The organism is Saccharothrix coeruleofusca (assembly GCF_014648515.1).
GTDB lineage: Bacteria > Actinomycetota > Actinomycetes > Mycobacteriales > Pseudonocardiaceae > Actinosynnema > Actinosynnema coeruleofuscum.
The window spans coordinates 94697-115069 of the sequence record NZ_BMRG01000013.1 but is presented as its reverse complement, the minus strand read 5'-3'; the positions used below and the strand labels follow the sequence as shown (position 1 = coordinate 115069).

The following is a 20373-nucleotide window of genomic DNA, read 5'->3' as shown; positions in this document are numbered from 1 at the left end:
CACGTCACCCGGTTGACTGTTCACTCAGCCGCCGTGGAGCTCTCCTTCACGGTGTCCGGGCGAGGGTGACCACCAAACCAGCCGAGCGACTGCTCGGTATGTGACCACCGTCTCATGCCGGTGGCTCAGCTAGGTCTTCGTCCAGGGGCAACCGACCTACCCGGAGGGACGTCGAAGGGGGACACTGCCCGCACAAGCCGTCCGGGAGGGCCACCGTGGTGTTCAAGAGGTTCCTGCGCGCGTTCGGAGTCGGTGGGCCGTCGGTGGACACCGTGCTGGCCAACCCCGCCGTGCGCCCCGGCGAGGTGCTGACCGGCGAGGTGCGCATCGCGGGCGGCGACCACCCGGCCGCCATCGACCTGGTCAAGCTGTCCCTGGTCACCAGGGTGGAGGTGGAGAGCGGGGACGACGAGCACAACCGCACCGTCGAGTTCGAGCGCGCCGTGGTCGGCCAGGGCGTCCAGGTCGGGCCGGGGCAGAACCTGGCGCTGCCGTTCCGGTTCCCGGTGCCGTTCGAGACGCCGCTGACGGTGGTGCACGGCCAGCCCTTGCACGGCATGACCATGGGCCTGCGCACCGAGCTGGAGGTGCGCGGCGCGGTCGACCCCGGTGACCTGGACCCGATCTCGGTGCACCCGGTCCGCTCGCAGGAGCACGTGCTCAACGCCTTCGGCGCGCTGGGCTTCCGGTTCACCCGCGCGGACAACGAGCGGGGCCGCATCCACGGCGTGCCGCAGCGGCTGCCGTTCTACCAGGAGATCGAGTTCCTGCCGCCGCAGCACTTCCTGGGCAAGATCAGCCAGGTCGAGCTGACCTTCGTCACCGACCCGCACCACCTGTACGTGGTGCTGGAGGCCGACCGCCGCGGCGGTCTGTTCCGCCAGGGCGGCGACAGCTTCGGCCACTTCGCCATGACCCACGACGACGCGCTGCGCACCGACTGGGCGGGACTGGTCCACCAGTGGATGGACCAGGTCGCCGGGCGGCGCTCCGCGCCCGGCTTCCACGGTCGGGGGCACGGGCACGGCCCCGGTGCGGGCGGCGTGGTCGCGGGCGCGGCGGCGGGCCTGTTCGGCGGGATGGTCCTGGGCGAGGCCCTCGACGAGATCGGCGACTTCTTCGAGGGCGAGTAACCCCTTCCTCCCCGCGAGTCGAACCCCCAGGACCCCTGAGTTTTACGTTCAGGTCGCGAGTCGAGCGTTCGGACACCGCGAACTGAGCGTTCAGGCACTGTGCGTTGGGGGTTTAAGAGCGCGCTCGCCGCGCGGCAGATCGCCAAGGACGGCGCTCGCGGGGGCCCGCTGCGCGCTCCGCGCGCGCCCCTGGTGCGTCGGCAAGTACTACCCGAGGGGCTGGCGGGGGCCGGTAAGTACTGCCCGAAGTGCGCGGAAGCGCGGGCCAAGGCGCGGAAGTGCGGGTTGGGGTGCGTGAACGCTCGGTTCGTGGTGTCGGAACGCGCGACTCGCGGGGACGAAACGCCCGACACGCCAATGATCGGGTGACACCGGGGGCGGGCGTGTGTGTCCTGAGTGTTGTATTCGGGGGTTCGACTCGCGGAGGGTGGGCGGGCAGGAGGTCAGGTCAGCATCCGGAGCACCAGGTCGGCGTACAGCTCGCCCACCTCGACCGGGGTGCGCGGGCCGCCTGGGCGGTACCAGCGGGCCACGTCGATGCACAGCGACAGCACCGCCAGCGTGGCACCGTCCACGTCGGGCACCTTGAACTCGCCCGCCTCGACACCCGCCTCGACCATCTCCCGCACCACGGCCTCGATCCGCCGCCGCAGCCGCACCACCTCGGTCCGGTGCTCCGGGGTCAGCGCGTTCAACTCGTACTGCACCACGCGCGCGGTGGTGTGGTGCTTCGCGTGCCACCCCGCGAACGCCGCCACCGCGGCGGTCATCCGCCGCACGGGATCGGCCTCGGGCACCGACGTCAGCACTTCCAGTGACGTGGTGTGGCCGATCCGGCTGATCTGGAAGAGCAGTTCTTCCTTGGAGCGGTAGTGGATGTAGACCGCGGCCGGGCTCATCCCGGCCTGCGCGGCGATGTCCCGCGTGGTGGTGGCGTGGTAGCCCTTCTCCGCGAACGCCCGCGCCGCGGCGACCAGCATCCGCCTGGCCGCGTCCGGGGTGACCTCGCTCCAGGTCTGTTCAAGCAGGTCGAACTCGCCTCGGGTGCTCGTCATGGGGCCTCCTTGACAGTGCGGGAGAGCGTACTGCACGCTAAGCACACGCTTAGGTCTAAGCAACCGCTTAGTATGTCCGAGGAGGGCCCAGTGCGCCGCACGCTGTTCGACGCCGACCACGAAGCGTTCCGGGAGTCGGCGCGCGAGTTCGTCGACCGGGCGGTCCGGCCGCACTACGAGAAGTTCGTGGCCCAGCGGTTCATCGACCGGGAAGTGTGGCTGGAGGCGGGCAGGCAAGGCCTGCTCGGCCTGGGGGTGCCCGAGGAGTACGGCGGCAGCGACGCGGGGGACTACCGGTTCAACGCGGTGCTGGGGGAGGAGCTGGCGGGGTTCAGCGCGGGCGTGGCCTCCTGCCTCGGCATCCACGCCGACGTGGTCGCCCCCTACCTGGTCGACCTGTGCACCGAGGAGCAGAAGCAGCGCTGGCTGCCCCGGTTCTGCTCCGGCGAGCTGACCACCGGCATCGGCATGACCGAGCCCTCCGGCGGTTCCGACCTGGCGGCGCTGCGCAGCACCGCCGTGCGCGACGGCTCGGACTGGGTCCTCAACGGCTCCAAGACCTTCATCACCAACGGCTACTCCGCGGACATGGTCGTCGTGGCGGCCCGCACCAACCCGGACGCCAAGCCCGCCAAGGGCATCACCCTGTTCGCCGTCGAGACCGGCATGAAGGGCTTCGAGCGCGGTCGCAAGCTGGACAAGGTGGGCCAGCCCGAGTCCGACACCGCCGAGCTGTTCTTCGACAACGTCCGGCTGCCCGCCGACAACGTCATCGGCGAGGTCGACCGCGGCTTCGTGCACATGATGGAGCGGCTGCCGCAGGAGCGGCTGGGCGGCGCGATCTCCAACCTGGCGCACGCCAAGCAGATCCTGGTCGAGACCATCGCCTACGCCAAGGAGCGCAAGGCGTTCGGCCAGGCGATCGGGTCCTTCCAGCACAACAAGTTCGTGCTCGCCGAGCTGGTCACCAAGGTCGACGTGACGCAGGCGTTCGTGGACCAGTGCACCCTGGCGCACACCAGGGGCGAGCTGAGCGCGGTGGACGCCGCCAAGGCCAAGTACTGGAGCGCCGACGTGCAGAACGAGGTCATCGATGCCTGCGTGCAGCTGCACGGCGGCTACGGCTACATGACCGAGTACCGCGTGGCGCGCGCGTGGATGGACGCCCGCGTGACCCGGATCTGGGCGGGCTCCAACGAGATCATGAAGGAACTCATCGGCCGCGACCTGGGCCTGTAGTCGTCTCTTCCCGCGAGAGGTTCAACTGATGTCGATCCTGGACAAGTTCCGCCTGGACGGCCGGGTGGCCATCGTCACCGGCGCCTCCTCCGGTTTGGGCGTGGCCTTCGCCAAGGGCCTGGCCGAGGCGGGCGCCGACGTGGTGCTGGCGGCGCGCCGGGTCGAGCGGCTGGAGGGCACCGCCGAGCTGGTGCGGGAGGCGGGCAGGCGCGCGCTGGTCGTGCGGGCCGATGTGGCGCGGCCCGAGGACTGCCGCGGAATCGCTCAGGCCGCGGCCGAGTTCGGCCAGGTCGGCGTGCTGGTCAACAACGCGGGCGTGGCCTCGGCCGTGCCCGCGAGCAAGGAGACGCCCGAGCAGTTCCGCGGCGTGCTCGACGTCAACCTCCACGGCGCGTACTGGATGGCCCAGGCCGCCGCCGCGGTGATGACCGGCGGCGGGTCCATCATCAACGTCTCCAGCGTCCTGGGCCTGGTCTCCGGCGGCCTGCCGCAGGCGGCCTACTCGGCGTCCAAGGCGGGCCTGCTGGGGCTGACCCGCGACCTGGCCCAGCAGTGGACCGGTCGCAAGGGCATCCGGGTCAACGCGATCGCGCCGGGCTACTTCGCCTCCGAGATGACCGACCAGTACCCCGACGGCTACCTGGAGTCGCACATCTCCCGGATGCCGATGGGGCGCGTGGGCGACCCCGAGGAGCTGGCCGCCGCGGTGGTCTTCCTGGCCTCCCCGGCGGGCGGCTACGTCACCGGCGCGACCTTCGTGGTCGACGGCGGCGTCACACTGGGCGGGTGACCGAGCTGTAACCCGCTGTGCGCGGCGATCGATCTACCCTGTGCAAGGGGGCGTCGCCGTCGCACGGGGGAATTCGTGGCCGCGAGTCGCACGTTCGAGGAACCAGCTCTGACCGTTCTCGCGCCGCCGAGACCGGTGCTGCGGCGCAAGCGCTACCTGCTGCCGTTCGGGATCAGCGCGGCGGTGGCACTGGCCGGCGCGGTCGCGCTGTTCGTCAGCGGCACCGTCGCGCTGCCGTTCAAGCAGGTGCTGGTGATCACCGGCAAGCTCGCCTCGAAGTCGGAGTTCTTCACCGACGACGTGGTGCGCCGCCTCCTGATGGCCCAAGGGGTGCAGGTGCACATCACCAGGGCCGGGTCGCGGTCGATCGCAACCAACGACATCGACAGCTACGACTTCGTGTTCCCGTCGGGGCAGCCCGCCGCCCTGCTGATCCGCAACCAGCGGCAGCGGGAGTCGAAGTACGCCAAGGTGCACAAGCCGTTCTTCAGCCCGATCGTGCTGGCGACCTACCGCGACTACGCCGAAGCGCTGCAAGCCGTGGAGCAGGGCGAGCCGGACAAGTCGCTCTACTACAACCTGCCGATGACCTCGCTGGTCGAGCACATCAAGGAAGGCCAGACCTGGAACGAGCTCTCGCACGGGCTGAACAACGGCAACCGGGTGCTGGCGCAGACCTCGGACATCTGCTCGGCCAACTCGGCGGCCACCTACCTGGGGTTGATCGCGTTCGTGGAGAACGGCAACCAGATCCCGCAGGACGAGGAGTCCGCGCTGGCGCTGGCCGACCGGATCAAGCCGCTGCTGACCAGCCAGGGCCTGCCCGGTGACGACATGTCCAAGCAGTACCTCGCCCCCGAGGGCAAGGGGCTCGCGCCGGTCGCGGTGATCTACGAGCACCAGTACCTGGCCCACCAGATCCGGCTCAAGCAGCAGACCGGCGAGATCGACCGCAACCGCGTCCTGCTCTACCCCGAGGCGCAGGTGCAGACCGTGCCCGAGCTGATCGCGCTGACCCCGGCGGGCGACCGGCTCGGTGAGATGATCACCAACCACCCCGGACTGCGCAAACGCGCGTTGGAGCTGGGTTTCCGCGTCTTCGAGCCGGACGGTTCGCTGTCCCAGGGCCAGCTGACGGGGTTCCTGAAAGCACTGGGCATCGACGTGCCGAGCACCGGTGTCGGCGACACGGAGACGTTCCTGCCCTCCCTGCCGCTGCTGGAGAAGATGATCGAACGAGTCGGGGACTGCCCGTGAAGCGCCTGGCGGCGGTCCTGCTGGCGGCGCTGCTGGCGGCGAGCTGCTCGGCGGAAGCGCCCCCACCGGCCAGGCTGACCGTGCTGGCCTCCCCCGAACTGGCGGACCTGGGGCCGGTGCTGGAGCGGCTGCGTCGCGACACCGGTGTCGAACTGGTGCTGGAGCACCGCAACACGCTGGAAGCCACCGCCGCGCTGGCCTCCGGCGGTGCCGGACACGACCTGGCCTGGTTGTCGTCGGACCGCTACCTCAAGCTCAGGGGCGCCCGGCCGCCGCTGTCCACCAGCACGATGGCCTCCCCGCTGGTGATCGGTGTCAAGAAGGGCGTGGCGGACCGGGTGCGCGGCGGCACGTGGGCCGAGGTGGCTGACCGGGCGGCGGCGGGCGAGCTGCGGTTCGGCATGGCCGACCCGCACCGGGCCGCCAGCGGGCTGGACGCGCTCGTCGGAGTGGCGACCGCGGCGGCGGCCACCGGATCGGCGCTGCGGCCCCAGGACGTCACGTGCGACAAGCTGGGAGGGTTCCTCACCGGCCGGGCTTTCAGCGCGCCCACGTCCACGGCCGCCGCCGACGAGTACGTGCGCACCCAGGACGACGTGGACGCGCTCATTGGCTACGAGTCGGTCCTGTTGTCCCTCAACGACTCCGGCAAACTGCGCGAGCCCCTGGAAATCGCTTACCCACGTGACGGGATCGTCCTGTCGGACTACCCGCTGATGCTGCTCAAGCCCGAGCGGCGCGATGCCTACGACCGGGTGGTGGACTGGCTGCGCGGCGAGCGGGGACAGCGGCTGCTGATGGAACGCGGGCGCAGGCCGGTCGAACCGGACCTGCCGCGCCCGCCGCGGCTGAGCGAGCCGATCGGCAACGCGCTCTACTTCCCCGACCGACAGGAGGTCCTGGACACCCTGTTGGCCGCCTACGACCGCGCGGCGGCAGGCGAACGCGGGCGGGTGGTGTTCGTGCTGGACTACTCCACCTCCATGGCGGGCGCGCGCATCGCCGGACTGCGGGAGGCGTTCGCCACGCTCGGCGGCGGGGGAGGGTTCGACCGGTTCGCCCTGGGGGAGACCATCACCGTGGTCCGCTTCGCCGGGCGTGTGCTCCAGGAGCACACGGTCACCGTGCGGGGCCAGGCCGACCTGGACGCGCTGCGCGACGTGCTGGCCGCCGACGACCTGGTCGACGGCACCGCGATCTGGTCCGCCCTGGACCGCGGCCACCGGCTGGCCGAGGGCGGCGCGGTGGTGCTGATGACCGACGGCGAGAACAACGCGGGCATCAGCGCTGAGGAGTTCCTGCGCGCCCTGCCCGACCCGCCCGCGCGCACCTACGCGATCCGGTTCGGCGAGGCCGACCCGGTCGAGCTGGACCGGGTGGCCAAGGCGACCGGTGGGCGCGTGGTGGACGCGGCGACCGGGTCGCTGCTGGAAGCGGTGAAGGAGATCCGTGGCTGTCGATAGGGGCCTGTGGTGGTCGGTGTGGTGGCCCTGGGCGGCGGTGTGGCTGACCACCGCGCTGGCGCTGGTCGTCGCCGCGGTGGTGCTCGTGCTGGCCTGGCGCGCCCGGCACCGCTACGCGCCGAGGGCCGAGGTGCCGGGGCTGACCCTCTACCTCGACGAGAAGGCCGTCATGGATCTGTACCAGGTCGGCGGGTACGGCGACGCGATGGCCAAGGAGGTCGTCGACCGCGTCGGCGTCACCAAGGACGGCAAGATCGCCCTCAAGGGGCTGGACATGGGCCTGGAGGGGGCCCGCGCGTCCGGCCGCGAGGTGGTCAAGACCTACATCGAGAACTACGAGCCGATCGCCGTGGTCGGCCTGCTGCTCGACGCGCTGGAGTCCGGCGACGGCGTGGTGCACGTCGACCTGCGCGACCGCACGGTCCGCGGCACGCCCGCGCTGGTGCGGGCGCTGGGCGAGGAGAGCGCCAGGACCGCCCGGCTGAGGCGGATCGACACCTACGTGTCGGTGCGGGGCGTGTTCCGGGTGGCGGAGGAGGGCAGCGGCACCACGGTGCTGCTGGCGCCGTTCGGCGACCCGGACGATCCGGAGGAGGGCCCGCAGGTGCGGGTGGAGTGCCAGAGCGCCGGGCTGCGCGACGACGTGGTGCCCGACGGCGTGTTCAACGCCCGGTGCCTGGGCAAGGTGCAGTCGTGGAAGGCGCGCGACGGGGAGCTGGTGATCCGGCCGATCGCGGTGTTCCAGTGAGCGCCTGCCCGATCTGCGATCCTGGTGGCATGGCATCGGTTCCGGAGCGGCTGGTCGAGGCCGCGACGCGGTTGTTCGCCGCCAAGGGCTACGACCGGGTCGCGGTGCAGGAGGTCGTGGACCTGGCGGGCGTCACCAAGGGCGCCATGTACCACTACTTCGGCTCCAAGGACGACCTGCTGCTGGAGATCTACGGCAGCCTGCTGCGGATGCAGACCGAGCGGCTGGAGCGGTTCGCCCAGGGCGGTGCCCCGGTCGCCGAGCGCCTGCACGCCGCGGCGCTGGACGTGGTGGTGACCAGCGTGGAGAACTTCGACCAGGCCAGGGTCTACTTCAACGCCGCGGATCACCTGCCCGAGGCCAAGCAGCGCGAGGTGCGGGCCGAGCGCAGGCGCTACCACGAGCGGTTCCGCTCGCTGGTGGAGGAGGGGCAGGCCACCGGCGTGTTCCGCGCCGACGTGCCCGCCGACCTGGTGACGCACTACTTCTTCGGCTCGGTGCACCACCTCGGGCAGTGGTACAGCGCCGAGGGAGCGCTGTCGGCCAAGCAGATCGGGCGGCACTACGCGGACCTGTTGCTCAGCTCTTTGCGCACGGCCTGAACGGCGGCGTCCGGGTTGTTGGCGTGGAACCGGACGCGCCGCCCGTCGGTCAGCTCGACCACGACGTTCGAGGTGGCGGGTCCGATCCGCAGCGCCGCGCCGTCGTTGCTGTCGACCTCCCGCCGCACGGCCGCCACCTCCGCCAGCGCGACGGCGGTGTCCTTGAGGAACCCGTGGCGCAGCCGCAGCTCCCGCGGCCCGACCAGGTGCGGGTGGGTGCTCAGGGAGAGGTAGAGGGCGGTGATCCACACCAGGCCGTAGAGGCCGAGCACCAGGAGCACGACGCGGGCGGCGAGCCAGGGCAGGAGCACGTCGACCGCGATGATCTCCACGATGGACAGCACCACCATGCACAGCAGCACCGCGCGGTCGTCGTCGTAGGGCACGGCGGTGGTTCCGGGCGGCACGTCCCGCTTCCCGGTGATCCCGGCCCGCAGCGCTGCCCACATCCTTCGTTCCATGCGGGCAGGGTGGAGGCCTGACGCTACGTCAGGGCAAGCCGTTCGCCGATGGCGGCCATCACCCGCTGCTGCGCGGTGGTGTAGGAGCGCAGCAGGTCGGCGAGCAGCTTGTCGGCGGCCGTGCCCGCGCCGGTGGCCGCGGGCCTGGGCAGCATGGCGGCGAACCGGTCGGCCAGCGCGTCCACGTCGGCCTGGTCCGCTCCGGCGTCGAGGTCCTGGAAGGCGAGCACGGCCTCCAGCCACACCTGGAACGCGTCCGGGTCGTCGAGCACCCGGCGGCACAGGCGCTCCAGTTCCCCCAGCGCTTCCGGGGCCAGGGCGAGCATCATCAGCACGGCTTGGCGCTCCCCGGCCAGCAGGGCCTCGTGCACGCCCGCCTCGGCGAACCGGCGGTGCGCCTCCTCGACGGCCTGCGGCACCACCAGGTCCGAAGTGGACTGCTTGAGCTCGGCGATCCGGCGCCTGCGCTCGGCGATCTCCTCCTGCTGCGCCGCGAGTTCGGCGTCGAAGGCGTCGAGCAGACCGGGCAGGTCGCCGGTCAGCGCCTGCGGAATGCGGTCCAGCGGCAGGCCCAGCTCCCGCAGCCGTCGGATGCGCAGCAGCCGCACCAGGTCGGCGGCGCTGTAGCGGCGGTGGCCCCACTGGTCGCGCTCGGGCTCCTCCAGCAGACCCTCGGCGTGGTAGTGCCGGACGGCGCGCACCGTGGTGCCCGCCAGCCCGGCCAGCTCACCGATGCTCAGCACACCCGCAGGCTAACCCTCGGACGCCTGTCGGGGCACCAGCAGCACCACGGTCTCGGCCACGCAGCCCGGCTTGGCCGCGCCCTCGATCTCCACGGTCACCTTGACCACCGCCTGCTTGCCCGGCGGCAGGTCGGTGACCTCCACCAGTTCCGCCCCTGCCCGCACGCGGGAGCCCACCACCACGGGGTTGGGGAACCGGACCTTGTTCAGCCCGTAGTTCACCCCCATCGACAACCCTTGGACCTGGTAGATGTCGCGCACCAGCAGCGGGATCAGCGACAGCGTCAGGTAACCGTGCGCGACCGGGGCCCCGAACGGGCCCTTCGCGGCCTTCTCCAGGTCCACGTGGATCCACTGGTGGTCGCCCGTGGCGTCGGCGAAGAGGTTGATCTCCTCCTGGGTGACCTCGTGCCACTCGCCGTACCCCAGGTGCGTCCCCTTGGCGGCGGCGAACTCGTCGAGGTTCGCGAAAGTCCGCAACGCCATCAGTCCTTCGGCCCGCCCGCCACGTAGACCACCTGTCCGGACACGAATCCGGCCCCGTCGCTGACCAGGAACGAGGCGGTGTGCGCGATGTCCTCGGGCACGCCGACCCGGCCCACCGGGATGGTCGCCGCCGCGCCCTTCTTGAAGTCCTCGAAGTCCACGCCGATCCGCGCCGCGGTGGCCGCGGTCATGTCGGTGGCGATGAAGCCCGGCGCGATGGCGTTGACCGTGATGCCGAACTTGCCCAGCTCGATGGCCAGCGTCTTGGTGAAGCCCTGCAGCCCCGCCTTGGCCGCCGAGTAGTTGGCCTGACCGCGGTTGCCCAGCGCCGAGGTGCTGGACAGGTTGACGATGCGCCCCCAGCCCGCCTTGGTCTGGAACCTCTGCACCGCCCGGCTCATCAGGAACGAGCCCCGCAGGTGCACGTTCATGACTGCGTCCCAGTCGTCGTCGGTCATCTTGAACAGCAGGTTGTCGCGCAGGATGCCCGCGTTGTTGACCAGCACGACCGGCGGGCCCAGCTCGTCGGCCACGCGCTGCACGGCCGACTCGACCGAGGCGCTGTCGCTGACGTCCACCCCGACGGCCACGGCCCGGCCGCCCGCGGCGGTGATCTTCTCCACCGCCTCGGCGCAGCTGTCCTCGGTGAGGTCGAGCAGCGCCACGGCGAAGCCGTCCTGCGCCAGCCGCGTGGCGACGGCGGCGCCGATGCCGCGTGCGGCACCGGTCACGATCGCCACCCGAGCGTCGGTCTCGGCCACGTCTGTCCTCCTCGGTCCACAGGCTAAGCAAGCGCTTAGAAACGTACCGGCCCGACTAGGCTTGACGCCAGAGTCGTCCCGCCAGGACCATACCGACTGGTCGGAATGTAATCGACGAGGAGGGGTCTTGGAATTCGACGGCAAGGTCGCGCTGATCACCGGCGGGGCGAACGGCATCGGCGCGGGCGTCGCGCGGGCACTGGCCGAACTGGGTGCGCGCGTGGTCGTGGCCGATGTCGACCAGGAGCGCGGCAAAGCGGTCGCCGACGAGGTGGACGGGGTGTTCACCCACTGCGACGTCCGCGACCCCGAGAGCAACCAGGCCGCCGTCGGCTTGGCCGAGCGGCAGTTCGGCGGACTGGACATCGCGGTGCTCAACGCGGGCATCGCCACGGGCTTCGGTCTGGGCGAGGACTTCGACCCCGAGCGCTACCGCACCGTCATGGGCGTCAACCTCGACGGCGTCGTCTACGGCGTGAACGCCGCACTGCCCGCCCTGAAGAGGCGCGGCGGCGGGCACATCATCGCCACCGCCAGCATGGCCGGTCTGGTGGCGATGCCGCTGGACCCGGTCTACGGCGCCAACAAGGCCGCCGTCGTCGGACTCGTGCGCGCGCTGGGCCCGGTGCTCTCCGCAGACGGCGTCACCGTCAACGCGGTCTGCCCGTCCTTCGCCGAAACCGCCATCATCACCGGCTTCAAGGACACCATCCAAGCGGCGGGGATGCCCGTCATGGACGTGCGCGAGGTGGTGGACGCCTTCCTCGCCGTGCTGCGCCGCGGCAAGGGCGGCGAGTGCTGGTTCGTCCAATCAGGACGCCCCAGCGAGCCGTTCGCCTTCGGCACCCCGCCCGGCCCGCGCACCGCCGACGGCGAGCGCGTAGCCGTGCGGAGCGACCGGCTCACCACAGACCAGGAGGCGTGAGACCCGTGCGCGCCATCCAGATCACCGAGTTCGGCGGGCCCGAGGTCCTCACCGAGGTCGAACTGCCCGACCCGGTGCCCGGTCCGGGCGAACTGCTGGTGGAGGTCAGCCGCGCGGGCCTGAACTACGCCGATACGCACCAGGCCGAGAACTCCTACCTGGCGAAGATGGAACTGCCGCTGGTGCCCGGCGGCGAAGTCGTCGGCCGCACCCCCGAAGGGCGCCGCGTGGTCGGGCTGACCTCCTCCGGCGGCTACGCCGAGAAGGCCGTGGTCCCCGAGGCCACCGCCTTCGACGTGCCCGAGGGCGTGGACGACCTCACCGCGCTGAGCATGGTCGTGCAGGGCTCCACGGCGTGGCTGCTGCTGCGCCGGAGCGTCCACTTGGAACCGGGCGACAGCGTCGTCGTGCACGCCGCCGCGGGCGGTGTCGGATCACTGGCCGTGCAGCTGGCCAAGAAGTGGGGCGCCGGGCGGGTCATCGCCACCGCCAGCTCCGCCGACAAGCGCGCGCTGGCCTTGGAGCTGGGCGCGGACATCGCGATCGACTCCACCACCGAGGACATGACAGCGGCGCTGCGCGAAGCCAACGGCGGCCGCAAGGTGGACGTGGTCCTGGACATGACCGGCGGCGCGGTGACCGACCAGAGCATCGCGGCGCTGGCCCCGTTCGGCAGGCTCGCCTTCTACGGCATGGCCAGCCGGGAGAAGCCCACCCCGGTGGAGCCCGCCAAACTGCTGTCGCACTCCACCGCCGTCGTGGGGATGTGGCTGCCGCACGCCTTCCGGCTGCCCGGTCGGGCCGTGCACCGCGCCATGGCGGAGCTGTTCGACCTGGTGCTGGCGGGCGAGCTGCGCGCGGTGCCCGGCGGCGAGTACGGCCTGTCCGAGGTGCGCCGGGCGCACGAGGACCTGCGGTCGCGCCGCACCACCGGCAAGCTGGTCCTCGACCCCAAGGGGTGAGCTGTGTTGGACGGCCGCGCCTCCGGCGCGGCCTCGCGCGGTGGTCGCCAGGCTGGCGCCGGGGCTGTTCGGGCTCGCGTGACCGGGGCGGTTGCTGCGCAGAAGCGGCGAGGCAGGCCGTGGGCCTGCCTCGCCGCTGTGGAACGAAGACCGCTGGTCAGTCGCTGAGCTCGGCCAGCGCCTGCTTGACCTTGGCCAGCTCGGCCTCCAGCTCCTCCATGCGGGTGCGGTGCTGGGCGCGGGCGGTCTCGATGACCTCGTCGATGCCCCCGGCGATGTCGTCGTGCAGCTCCTTGGCCGCGCGCGACACGGCGGCCGCCGAGATGCTCAGGCCCGAGACGACCCGCTTGGTGCCGTGCACCAGGTCGGCCTGCCACTCGCCGTCGGCGGTGCCGGTGACGGTGAGCGTCAGCTCGACCGTGCGGGTCTTCTTCGCCGTGCTCTTCACCCGCTTCGCGGGCTTGGGCTCCTCGGCGACCGGTGCGGCGACCGGTGCGGGGGCCGGGGCGGGAGTCGCCGCGGGCGCCTCGGCGGCCTTGTCCGCGACCTCGGCCGCGGCCCCCGCACCGGGAGCCTGCCGCACGGGTGCGGCGGACGCCTCGGCGCCCACCTTGTCTTCCTGTTCCACGAGCGTGTCCGCCTGCACGTTCTCGTTTCCTCTCTGCGCGTCCGGCTCGACCCGGCGTGATCTTAGAACACTTGTTCGAAAATGGGTCGAACGCCCCGCACAGCGTAGGGGTAGCGCGATCGAGAACCGGTGGCGGGACGCCCGCCCCCGCGTCAGGGAGCCTGCACCAGACCCGCACCCACATCGGTGGAGGGCAGCCCCAGGCGACGACCGGACTGCATCAGCCGCGCCCACAGCTCCCAGCCGCGCGCGTTGTACTTCTGGGAGATCAGCGCCGCCACCCCCGCGACGTGCGGGGTGGCCATGCTGGTGCCGCGCAGCCTGCGGTGCCACGGGTCCTTGTTCCACGAGGAGTGCACGTCGACACCGGGGCCGACCAGGTCCACCTGGCCGACGGTGTCCACCGTGCCGCAGGAGAACTCGGCGATCGCGCGGTGCACGTCGATGGCGCCCACGGACAGGATCGACGGGCAGTTGGCCGGGTGCCCGACCGGCGCGACGACGCCGGGGCGGGCGCTCTCGTTGCCCGAGGCGGCGATGATGAGGGTGCCCCTGGCCAGCGCGCGCTCGGCGGCCTGCTCGAAGATCTGCGAGTACGGGGTGCCCGGCCGCACGGCCGCGCCCAGCGACATGGAGATCACCGCGCAGTTGTTGGCCACCGCCCACGCGATGCCCGCCAGGATGCCGCCGTCCGTGCCGGTGCCCGCGTTGCTGAGCACCTTGCCCGCGTAGATGTCGGCCTCGTGGGCCACGCCGTAGCCGGGCCCGCCGAGGGAGGGCTTGCGCGGTCCGCACGCGCTGCCCACGCAGTGCGTGCCGTGCCCGTGCGCGTCGTCGACCGACTCGCCCGCGACGAACGAGTTGGTCAGCACGGTGCGGCCCGCGTAGTCGCCGTGCGCCGGGGTGAAGCCGGTGTCCAGCACGGCGACCCGCACGCCCTTGCCGGTGGCGGTGCTCAGGTTCGCGCCCACCGCCTGCAGGCCCCAGGTGAACACGCTCTCGTCGACCGCCGCGGCGGCCTGCTCGGCGGTCACCGCGTAGGCCCGCACGACCCGCTCCGGCTCGACCACCGCGATCGGACCGGGGGCCTCGGCGGCGCGGGCCAGCAGGCTGACCTGCTCGGGCACCGCGTCGACCACGGCGATGCCCAGGTCCTGGAAGATGACGCCGTCGGCGGCGGCCAGCTCCTCGCTGGTGGCGGAGTCGGCCGTGCTGGCCGCGTTGATCCCGGCGACCCGGTTCAGCTCGCGAGCGCCCGCGGCGGTGGAGTTGTCGTCCATCAGGACGAGGTAGCGGCCGGTGGTCTCGGCGCCCGTTGGTTGCGACATGACGACCCCTTCGGGGTGTGGCGGCAGTCAGTGGTGACGCGGACCGCGCCGCCGGGACGCGGTCCGCTTGCCAAGACTGAGGTCCCTGAAGGGAGCCAGATACCCCGATCAGACCGCCGCGACCTCGCTACCACGCTTTCGGGTGAACATGGTGGCCAGGGGCTCGACCACCCGCGCCGCGACCGGACCCAGCACCGCCATCAGCAGCACGTACGCCGTGGCCAGCGCCGCCAGCCTGCCGTCGACCGCGCCGGAGGCCACGGTGAGGCTGGCGATGACGATGGAGAACTCGCCCCGCGCCACCAGCGCCGCGCCCGCGCGGGCGCGCCCCATCCGGCCCACACCCTGCCGCCGCGCGGCCCACCACCCGGTGGCCACCTTCGTCGCCGTGGTCACCACCGCCAGCGCCACCGCGGGCACCAGCACCGGCGGGATCGACGCCGGATCGGTGTTCAGGCCGAACACCACGAAGAACATCGCCGCGAACAGGTCGCGCAGCGGCTCCAGCATCCGGGTGGCGTTCTCCGCGGTGGACCCGGAGATCGCGATGCCCAGCAGGAACGCGCCCACCGCCGCGGAGACCTGCAGCTGCGAGGCCACGCCCGCCACCAGCAGCGCCGAGCCGAGCACCTTGAGCAGGAACACCTCGGGGTCCGGGCTGTCCACCACCGCCGAGACGTAGCGGCCGAACCGCAGGGCCACGACCAGCACGACGGTGATCGCGGCCAGCGAGATGCCCACCGCGCTCAGCCCGCCCAGGAAGCTCACGCCCGCCAGCAACGCGGTCAGGATCGGCAGGTACACCGCCATCGCCAGGTCCTCGAAGACCAGCACGGACAGCACCACCGGGGTCTCCCGGTTGCCGAGCCTGCCCAGGTCGCCCAGGACCTTGGCGATGATCCCCGAGGAGGAGATGTAGGTGACCCCCGCCATGGCCAGCGCCCCGACCGGGCCCCAGCCCAGCATCAGCGCCACCACGGCGCCGGGGGTGGCGTTGAGCACGATGTCGACCAGCCCGGCGGTCCAGGACCGCTTCAGGCCGGTCATCAGCTCGGCCGCGGAGTACTCCAGGCCGAGCAGGAGCAGCAGCAGGATGACGCCGATCTCGCTGGCGAGGTGCGCGAACTCCTCGATGCCCGCCAGCGGGATCAGGCCGCCGTGCCCGAAGGCCAGGCCCCCGATCAGGTAGAGCGGGATGGGGGAGACGCCGATGCGCCACGCCAGCTTGCCGAGCAAGCCCAGGCCGAAGAAGACCGCCCCCAGTTGGACCAGTGCGATCGCTGTTGTGTGCAAAGGGGTCAGCCACCACCCAGGAGATCGGCGCTCTCCCGCAGACCGTCGGCGGTACCCACCACGACGACCAGGTCACCGCCCGCGAACACGAAGTCCGGCCGCGGCGACGGGTGCACCGTGCCCGCCCGGAGCACGGCCACGATCGACGCGCCGGTGCGGGTCCGCAGCTCGGTCTCGCCCAGCGTGCGGCCGTCGTAGTGCGAGCCGGGCACGATCGGGAACTGGCGGGTGGTGACGCCCGCCACGTCGCGGTTCTGCTCCTCCAGGTGGGCCACCAGCTGCGGCGCGCCCAGCAGGCCCGCCAGCGTGCCCGCCTCGGCGGGGGAGAGCGGGATGGACGCCGAGCAGGCGTCCGCGTCCCCCTCCTTGGACACGATCAGCTCGAAACGGCCGTCGCGGTAGGTGATCACCCCCAGCCGCCGCCCCGCGCGGATCATGAAGTCCTGACGGGTTCCTATCCCTGGCAAGGGCGTTACCTCGACGTTCATGCGTGCGATCGTAGCTTCCGTGGTGGAACTCGTGCGTCCGGTTCGCGTAGGTTGGGTGGTTCGGGACCAAGTGCCCGGACCGGACGTCGACGAGTTCGCCGAACCGGAGCGGGTGATCGCGGCGCTGGCCCGCGCGCGGACGCGCACCCTGCTCGCCGTGCAGCACCCGCACCGCACCCCGCAGGCGCTGGCGCGCGGGTTGAGCCTGGTGGACGCCCTGCCCCACGCCCGCGACGAACTGGCGGTGCTGCGCCACACCGCCTACCGCCGGGTCACCGACGTGGTCGCGCCCTACCGCGTGGACGGACCGGACGGCACCGCGCACGGGCTGCTGTGCGTGGTGGACCCGACCGCCGTCGGGCACACCGAGGAGGTCTACCCCGAGGTGGTCGCCGAACGGGCGCGCGTGCTCTCCGACCTGGGCTGCGCGACCAGCGCCGCCATGCTGGTGCCGGTGGCCGAGCGGGTCGAGCTGACCGAACTGGTCGCGGAGATCGACGACGAGCCCGCGGCGAGCGTGGTCGACAGCGGCGGGCGCAGGCACCGGCTGTGGCTGGTCGGTCCCGGAGCCAGGCAGGACGCCCTGCTGGCCGCGGCGGGCGCGCACCCGCTGATGGTCGCCGACGGCAACCACCGCGTCGCCGCGGCCGCCGCGGCCGGGCTGGACGGCCTGCTCGCCCTGGTCACCGCCGGACCGGCGCTGCGCGTCGGCCCGATCCACCGGGCGCTGACCGGAACCGGGCTGGCACTGCCCGACCTCGCCCGCGCATGGCGCGCGGTGGGCCTGCCGGTGACCGAGGTCGACGCCGCGCACCGCCCGTCGCGCGGCGTCGTGATCGCCAGGGCGGGCGGCGCGGCGCTGCGGGTGGAGCTGCCGGACCGGGGCGCCGACCACGTGGCCGTCGAGCGCGTGCTGCTGGCGCGGGCGCTGGGACTGGACCCGGAGAGCCGACAGGTCCGCCCGGTCACCGACGAGGACCAGCCCGATGCCGACGCGGTGCTGCTCATCGCCCCCGTGCCGCTGGCCGACGTGCTGGCCGTGCACGCCGAGGGCGGCCGGATGCCCCGCAAGAGCACCTACTTCACCCCCAAGCCGCGCAGCGGCCTGCTGCTGGCCGACCTCGGCCGCTGATCCGCCCCTACCACCGGCCGGTTCGGTTGTGACCGGCCGCACCCGGCACAATGGAGCCATTCGGCGGCCTGGAGGAGGAAACCCGGTGGGACACGGTGAGCTGCGTGGCGTGGTGGCCCTGGACGGGCCCTCCGGCACCGGCAAGTCCTCCGTCGCGCGCAAGCTGGCGGCGGCACTGGGCGCCCGCTACCTGGACACCGGCGCGATGTACCGCGCGGTGGCGCTGGCCGTGCTGCGCGCGGGTGTCGACCCCGCCGACGCCGAGCGCGTCGCCGCGGTCGCGGCCACCGCCGACCTGGTGCAGACCACCGACCCGGAGGCCTCGACCACCACGCTGGACGGCACCGACGTCGGCGCGGAGATCCGCGGCCCCGAGGTGACCACGGCCGTGTCACCGGTGTCGGCCGTGCCGGAGGTGCGCGAACTGCTGGTCGCCGAGCAGCGCCGGATCATCGCCGAGGCGCTGGAGCAGGTGGGCGGCATCGTGGTCGAGGGCCGCGACATCGGCACCGCCGTCGCCCCCAGCGCCGAGTTGAAGGTCTACCTGACTGCGGACGCCCACGCACGGGCCCAGCGGCGATCCCGGCAGGACGCCGCGTCCGGCCGCGCGGCCAGCCTGGACCAGACCCTGGCCGACGTGCGCCGCCGCGACGACTACGACTCGACCCGCGCGGTCTCCCCGCTGCGCCCGGCCGAGGACGCCGTGGAGCTGGACACCACCTCGCTGGACCTGCCCGCCACCCTGGCCGCCCTGCTGGAGCTGGTCGAGGACCGCGGGCTGCGGGTGGCCGCGCAGCCGACCGGACGGGTGGGCGGGTGACCGACCAGCTCCCCGAAGGAGCCGTGCCCCGGCTGGTCGACCTCGGCCGGTGGATCGCGCGAGTACCCTTCCAACTGCCGTTCCGGGTGCGGGTGCGCGGCCGCGAGCGGATGCCCGCGACCGGCCCGGTGGTGGTCGTGGCCAACCACAGCTCGATGGTGGACGGCCCGCTGCTGTTCGGCGAACTGCCCCGCCGGGTGGTGTTCCTGATCAAGCAGGAGATGTTCCGCGGCCCCGCGGGCTGGTTCCTGCGCCGGATCGGCCAGCTGGCCGTGCGGCGCGGCGAGGTGGACCGGGCGCCGCTGCTGGCGGCGCAGAAGGTGCTCAGGGCGGGCGGCGTGGTCGGCGTGTTCCCCGAGGGGACCCGCGGCTCCGGCGACGTGGCCAGCGCCCAGCAGGGCGCGGCCTGGCTGGCGCTGTCGGCCGACGCGGTGGTGCTGCCCGTGGCCTGCCGGGGCACCCTGCGACCACCGGGATCGCGCAGGCGGTTCCGACCCGTGGTGGACGTGCTGATTGGCGAGCCGTTCGCGCTGCCGCCCGGCCGGGGCAGGCAGGCGCTGGCGGCGGCCACCGAGCAGGTCCGCGACCGCTTGGCCACGCTGGTGGCCGAGCTCGACGACAAGCGAAGCGCGAGTGGAGAAGCACGATGACGGACTTGGACGGCACGTGGACCGACGAGTCCGAGTGGTCGGAATTCGACGACGATTCGTTCGGCGGTGACGAGGGCGGCGCACCGCCGCAACCGGTGCTGGCCGTGGTCGGCAGGCCGAACGTGGGCAAGTCGACGCTGGTCAACCGGATCATCGGCCGCCGCGAGGCGGTCGTGCAGGACGTGCCGGGCGTGACCAGGGACCGGGTGGCCTACGACGCGCTGTGGAACGGGCGCAAGTTCACCGTGGTCGACACCGGCGGCTGGGAACCCGACGCCACCGGCATGATGGCCGCCGTCGCCGCGCAAGCCGAACTGGCCATGAACACCGCGGACGCGATCCTGTTCGTGGTCGACGCCACCGTCGGCGCGACCACCACCGAGGAAGCCGCCGTCAAGGTCCTGCGCCGCTCCAAGCGCCCGGTGCTGCTGGTGGCCAACAAGGTCGACGACGAGCGGCTGATGGCCGAAGTGGCCTCGCTGTGGTCGCTGGGCCTCGGCGAGCCGATCCCGGTCAGCGGCCTGCACGGCCGCGGCTCCGGCGACATGCTCGACAAGATCCTCGAAGCGCTGCCCGAGACCCCGCGCGACACCTTCGGCGCCGGAGCGGGCGGCCCCCGCCGGGTCGCCCTGGTCGGCAGGCCCAACGTGGGCAAGTCCAGCCTGCTCAACCGGCTCACCGGCGAGGACCGCGCGGTGGTCGACTCGGTCGCGGGCACCACCGTGGACCCGGTGGACTCCCTGGTCGAGCTGGACGGCGAGGTGTGGCGGTTCGTCGACACCGCCGGACTGCGCAAGCGGGTCAACTTCGCCAGCGGCGCCGAGTACTACGCCTCGCTGCGCACCAAGGCCGCCATCGAGTCCGCCGAGGTGGCCATCGTGCTGCTGGACGCGGCCGAGCCGATCAGCGAGCAGGACCTGCGAGTGCTGACCATGGTCGTGGAGTCCGGGCGCGCGTGCGTGCTGGCGCTGAACAAGTGGGACCTGGTGGACGAGGACCGCAGGCACGCCATGGTGCGCGAGCTGGAGCGGGGCCTGGTCCGGGTGCCGTGGGCGGAGCGGGTCAACATCTCCGCGCTGACCGGCCGCGCCGTGCACAAGCTGGCACCCGCCCTGCGCACCGCGCTGAACTCGTGGGACACCCGCGTCCCCACCGGTCGGCTGAACTCGTGGCTGTCCGACCTGATCGCCGCCACCCCGCCGCCGGTGCGCGGCGGCAAGCAGCCCAAGGTCCTGTTCGCCACCCAGGCCGCCACCCGACCGCCCACGTTCGTGCTGTTCACCACCGGGTTCCTGGAAGCCGGGTACCGCCGCTTCGTGGAGCGCAAGCTGCGCGAGGAGTTCGGCTTCCAGGGCAGCCCCGTGCGCATCTCGGTCCGGGTGCGGGAGAAGCGCCAGAAGAAGTGACCC

General features: G+C 72.4%; 22 protein-coding genes. 13 read left to right on the top strand and 9 right to left on the bottom strand.

Annotation, left to right across the window (positions count from 1 at the left end; all coding sequences use genetic code 11):
- Positions 1–215: 215 nt before the first annotated feature.
- A complete protein-coding gene (locus IEZ00_RS26325; RefSeq protein WP_189226015.1) occupies positions 216–1133 on the top strand; it encodes a sporulation protein in 918 nt (305 codons plus the stop codon).
- Positions 1134–1576: 443 nt separating this feature from the next.
- Here IEZ00_RS26325 and IEZ00_RS26320 read toward each other — a convergent pair whose 3' ends face one another.
- Positions 1577–2188 (bottom strand): TetR/AcrR family transcriptional regulator, encoded by a 612-nt coding sequence (locus tag IEZ00_RS26320; RefSeq protein ID WP_189226014.1) that lies wholly within the window; start codon positions 2186–2188, stop codon positions 1577–1579.
- Positions 2189–2278: 90 nt separating this feature from the next.
- On the opposite strand from IEZ00_RS26320, the gene IEZ00_RS26315 reads away from it, so the two are divergent.
- The 6 genes from IEZ00_RS26315 (at position 2279) to IEZ00_RS26290 (ending at position 8287) form a co-directional block, all read left to right on the top strand.
- Complete coding sequence (locus IEZ00_RS26315; protein WP_189226013.1) at positions 2279–3427, top strand: acyl-CoA dehydrogenase family protein; 1149 nt, start codon at positions 2279–2281, stop codon at positions 3425–3427.
- A 28-nt stretch (positions 3428–3455) separates the two neighbouring features.
- Complete coding sequence (locus IEZ00_RS26310) at positions 3456–4217, top strand: SDR family NAD(P)-dependent oxidoreductase (protein ID WP_189226012.1); 762 nt, start codon at positions 3456–3458, stop codon at positions 4215–4217.
- Between the two features lie 75 nt (positions 4218–4292).
- Positions 4293–5474: a hypothetical protein gene (locus IEZ00_RS26305; RefSeq protein ID WP_229796108.1), complete on the top strand. Its 1182-nt coding sequence runs from the start codon at positions 4293–4295 to the stop codon at positions 5472–5474.
- Complete coding sequence (locus IEZ00_RS26300; RefSeq protein ID WP_189226011.1) at positions 5471–6937, top strand: substrate-binding and vWA domain-containing protein; 1467 nt, start codon at positions 5471–5473, stop codon at positions 6935–6937. Before IEZ00_RS26305 ends, IEZ00_RS26300 begins: the two co-directional genes overlap by 4 nt.
- Positions 6924–7685 (top strand): hypothetical protein, encoded by a 762-nt coding sequence (locus IEZ00_RS26295; protein ID WP_189226010.1) that lies wholly within the window; start codon positions 6924–6926, stop codon positions 7683–7685. The genes IEZ00_RS26300 and IEZ00_RS26295 overlap by 14 nt, the downstream gene beginning before the upstream one ends.
- A 29-nt stretch (positions 7686–7714) precedes the next feature.
- Positions 7715–8287 carry a TetR/AcrR family transcriptional regulator gene (locus tag IEZ00_RS26290; RefSeq protein WP_189226009.1) on the top strand — a complete coding sequence of 191 codons (573 nt, stop codon included), beginning with the start codon at positions 7715–7717 and terminating at the stop codon, positions 8285–8287.
- Here IEZ00_RS26290 and IEZ00_RS26285 read toward each other — a convergent pair.
- From IEZ00_RS26285 to fabG, 4 genes are read right to left on the bottom strand one after another with little or no spacing between them, the layout of a single operon-like run.
- On the bottom strand, positions 8248–8748 hold the full coding sequence (locus IEZ00_RS26285) for a hypothetical protein (protein WP_189226008.1): 501 nt from the start codon (positions 8746–8748) through the stop codon (positions 8248–8250). The genes IEZ00_RS26290 and IEZ00_RS26285 overlap by 40 nt on opposite strands.
- Before the next feature lie 23 nt (positions 8749–8771).
- Positions 8772–9491, bottom strand: a complete 720-nt coding sequence (locus tag IEZ00_RS26280; protein WP_189226007.1) for a MerR family transcriptional regulator — start codon at positions 9489–9491, stop codon at positions 8772–8774.
- Between the two features lie 9 nt (positions 9492–9500).
- Entirely contained in the window at positions 9501–9977 is a 477-nt protein-coding gene (locus IEZ00_RS26275; protein ID WP_373293199.1) for a MaoC family dehydratase, read from the bottom strand.
- On the bottom strand, positions 9977–10738 hold the full coding sequence (fabG, locus tag IEZ00_RS26270; protein WP_189226006.1) for a 3-oxoacyl-ACP reductase FabG: 762 nt from the start codon (positions 10736–10738) through the stop codon (positions 9977–9979). The genes IEZ00_RS26275 and fabG overlap by 1 nt, the downstream gene beginning before the upstream one ends.
- Before the next feature lie 127 nt (positions 10739–10865).
- Between fabG and IEZ00_RS26265 the strand changes: the two genes are divergently transcribed.
- Both IEZ00_RS26265 and IEZ00_RS26260 read left to right on the top strand, forming a co-directional pair.
- A complete protein-coding gene (locus IEZ00_RS26265) occupies positions 10866–11663 on the top strand; it encodes an SDR family NAD(P)-dependent oxidoreductase (protein WP_229796107.1) in 798 nt (265 codons plus the stop codon).
- A gap of 5 nt (positions 11664–11668) precedes the next feature.
- Positions 11669–12625 (top strand): quinone oxidoreductase family protein, encoded by a 957-nt coding sequence (locus IEZ00_RS26260; protein WP_189226100.1) that lies wholly within the window; start codon positions 11669–11671, stop codon positions 12623–12625.
- 157 nt (positions 12626–12782) lie between these two features.
- Here the strand turns inward: IEZ00_RS26260 and IEZ00_RS26255 are convergent, their stop codons facing one another.
- The 4 genes from IEZ00_RS26255 to IEZ00_RS26240 form a co-directional block, all read right to left on the bottom strand.
- Positions 12783–13253: a DUF6319 family protein gene (locus IEZ00_RS26255; protein WP_229796106.1), complete on the bottom strand. Its 471-nt coding sequence runs from the start codon at positions 13251–13253 to the stop codon at positions 12783–12785.
- Between the two features lie 152 nt (positions 13254–13405).
- A complete protein-coding gene (locus tag IEZ00_RS26250; RefSeq protein WP_189226003.1) occupies positions 13406–14581 on the bottom strand; it encodes a S8 family serine peptidase in 1176 nt (391 codons plus the stop codon).
- Between the two features lie 108 nt (positions 14582–14689).
- Positions 14690–15874 carry a cation:proton antiporter gene (locus IEZ00_RS26245; RefSeq protein ID WP_189226002.1) on the bottom strand — a complete coding sequence of 395 codons (1185 nt, stop codon included), beginning with the start codon at positions 15872–15874 and terminating at the stop codon, positions 14690–14692.
- 5 nt (positions 15875–15879) lie between these two features.
- On the bottom strand, positions 15880–16362 hold the full coding sequence (locus IEZ00_RS26240; protein ID WP_189226001.1) for a cation:proton antiporter regulatory subunit: 483 nt from the start codon (positions 16360–16362) through the stop codon (positions 15880–15882).
- Positions 16363–16381: 19 nt separating this feature from the next.
- Between IEZ00_RS26240 and IEZ00_RS26235 the strand changes: the two genes are divergently transcribed.
- The 4 genes from IEZ00_RS26235 to der all read left to right on the top strand — a co-directional run bounded on the left by IEZ00_RS26235 (position 16382) and on the right by der (position 20370).
- Positions 16382–17494, top strand: coding sequence for a DUF1015 family protein (locus IEZ00_RS26235; RefSeq protein WP_189226000.1), 1113 nt, complete (start codon positions 16382–16384; stop codon positions 17492–17494).
- 85 nt (positions 17495–17579) lie between these two features.
- Positions 17580–18314 carry a (d)CMP kinase gene (gene cmk, locus IEZ00_RS26230; protein WP_189225999.1) on the top strand — a complete coding sequence of 245 codons (735 nt, stop codon included), beginning with the start codon at positions 17580–17582 and terminating at the stop codon, positions 18312–18314.
- The gene (locus tag IEZ00_RS26225; protein ID WP_189225998.1) at positions 18311–18964 is read left to right on the top strand and encodes a lysophospholipid acyltransferase family protein; all 654 of its coding nucleotides are present in this window, start codon (positions 18311–18313) and stop codon (positions 18962–18964) included. The genes cmk and IEZ00_RS26225 overlap by 4 nt, the downstream gene beginning before the upstream one ends.
- Positions 18961–20370, top strand: a complete 1410-nt coding sequence (gene der, locus IEZ00_RS26220; protein WP_189225997.1) for a ribosome biogenesis GTPase Der — start codon at positions 18961–18963, stop codon at positions 20368–20370. The genes IEZ00_RS26225 and der overlap by 4 nt, the downstream gene beginning before the upstream one ends.
- Positions 20371–20373: the final 3 nt, after the last annotated feature.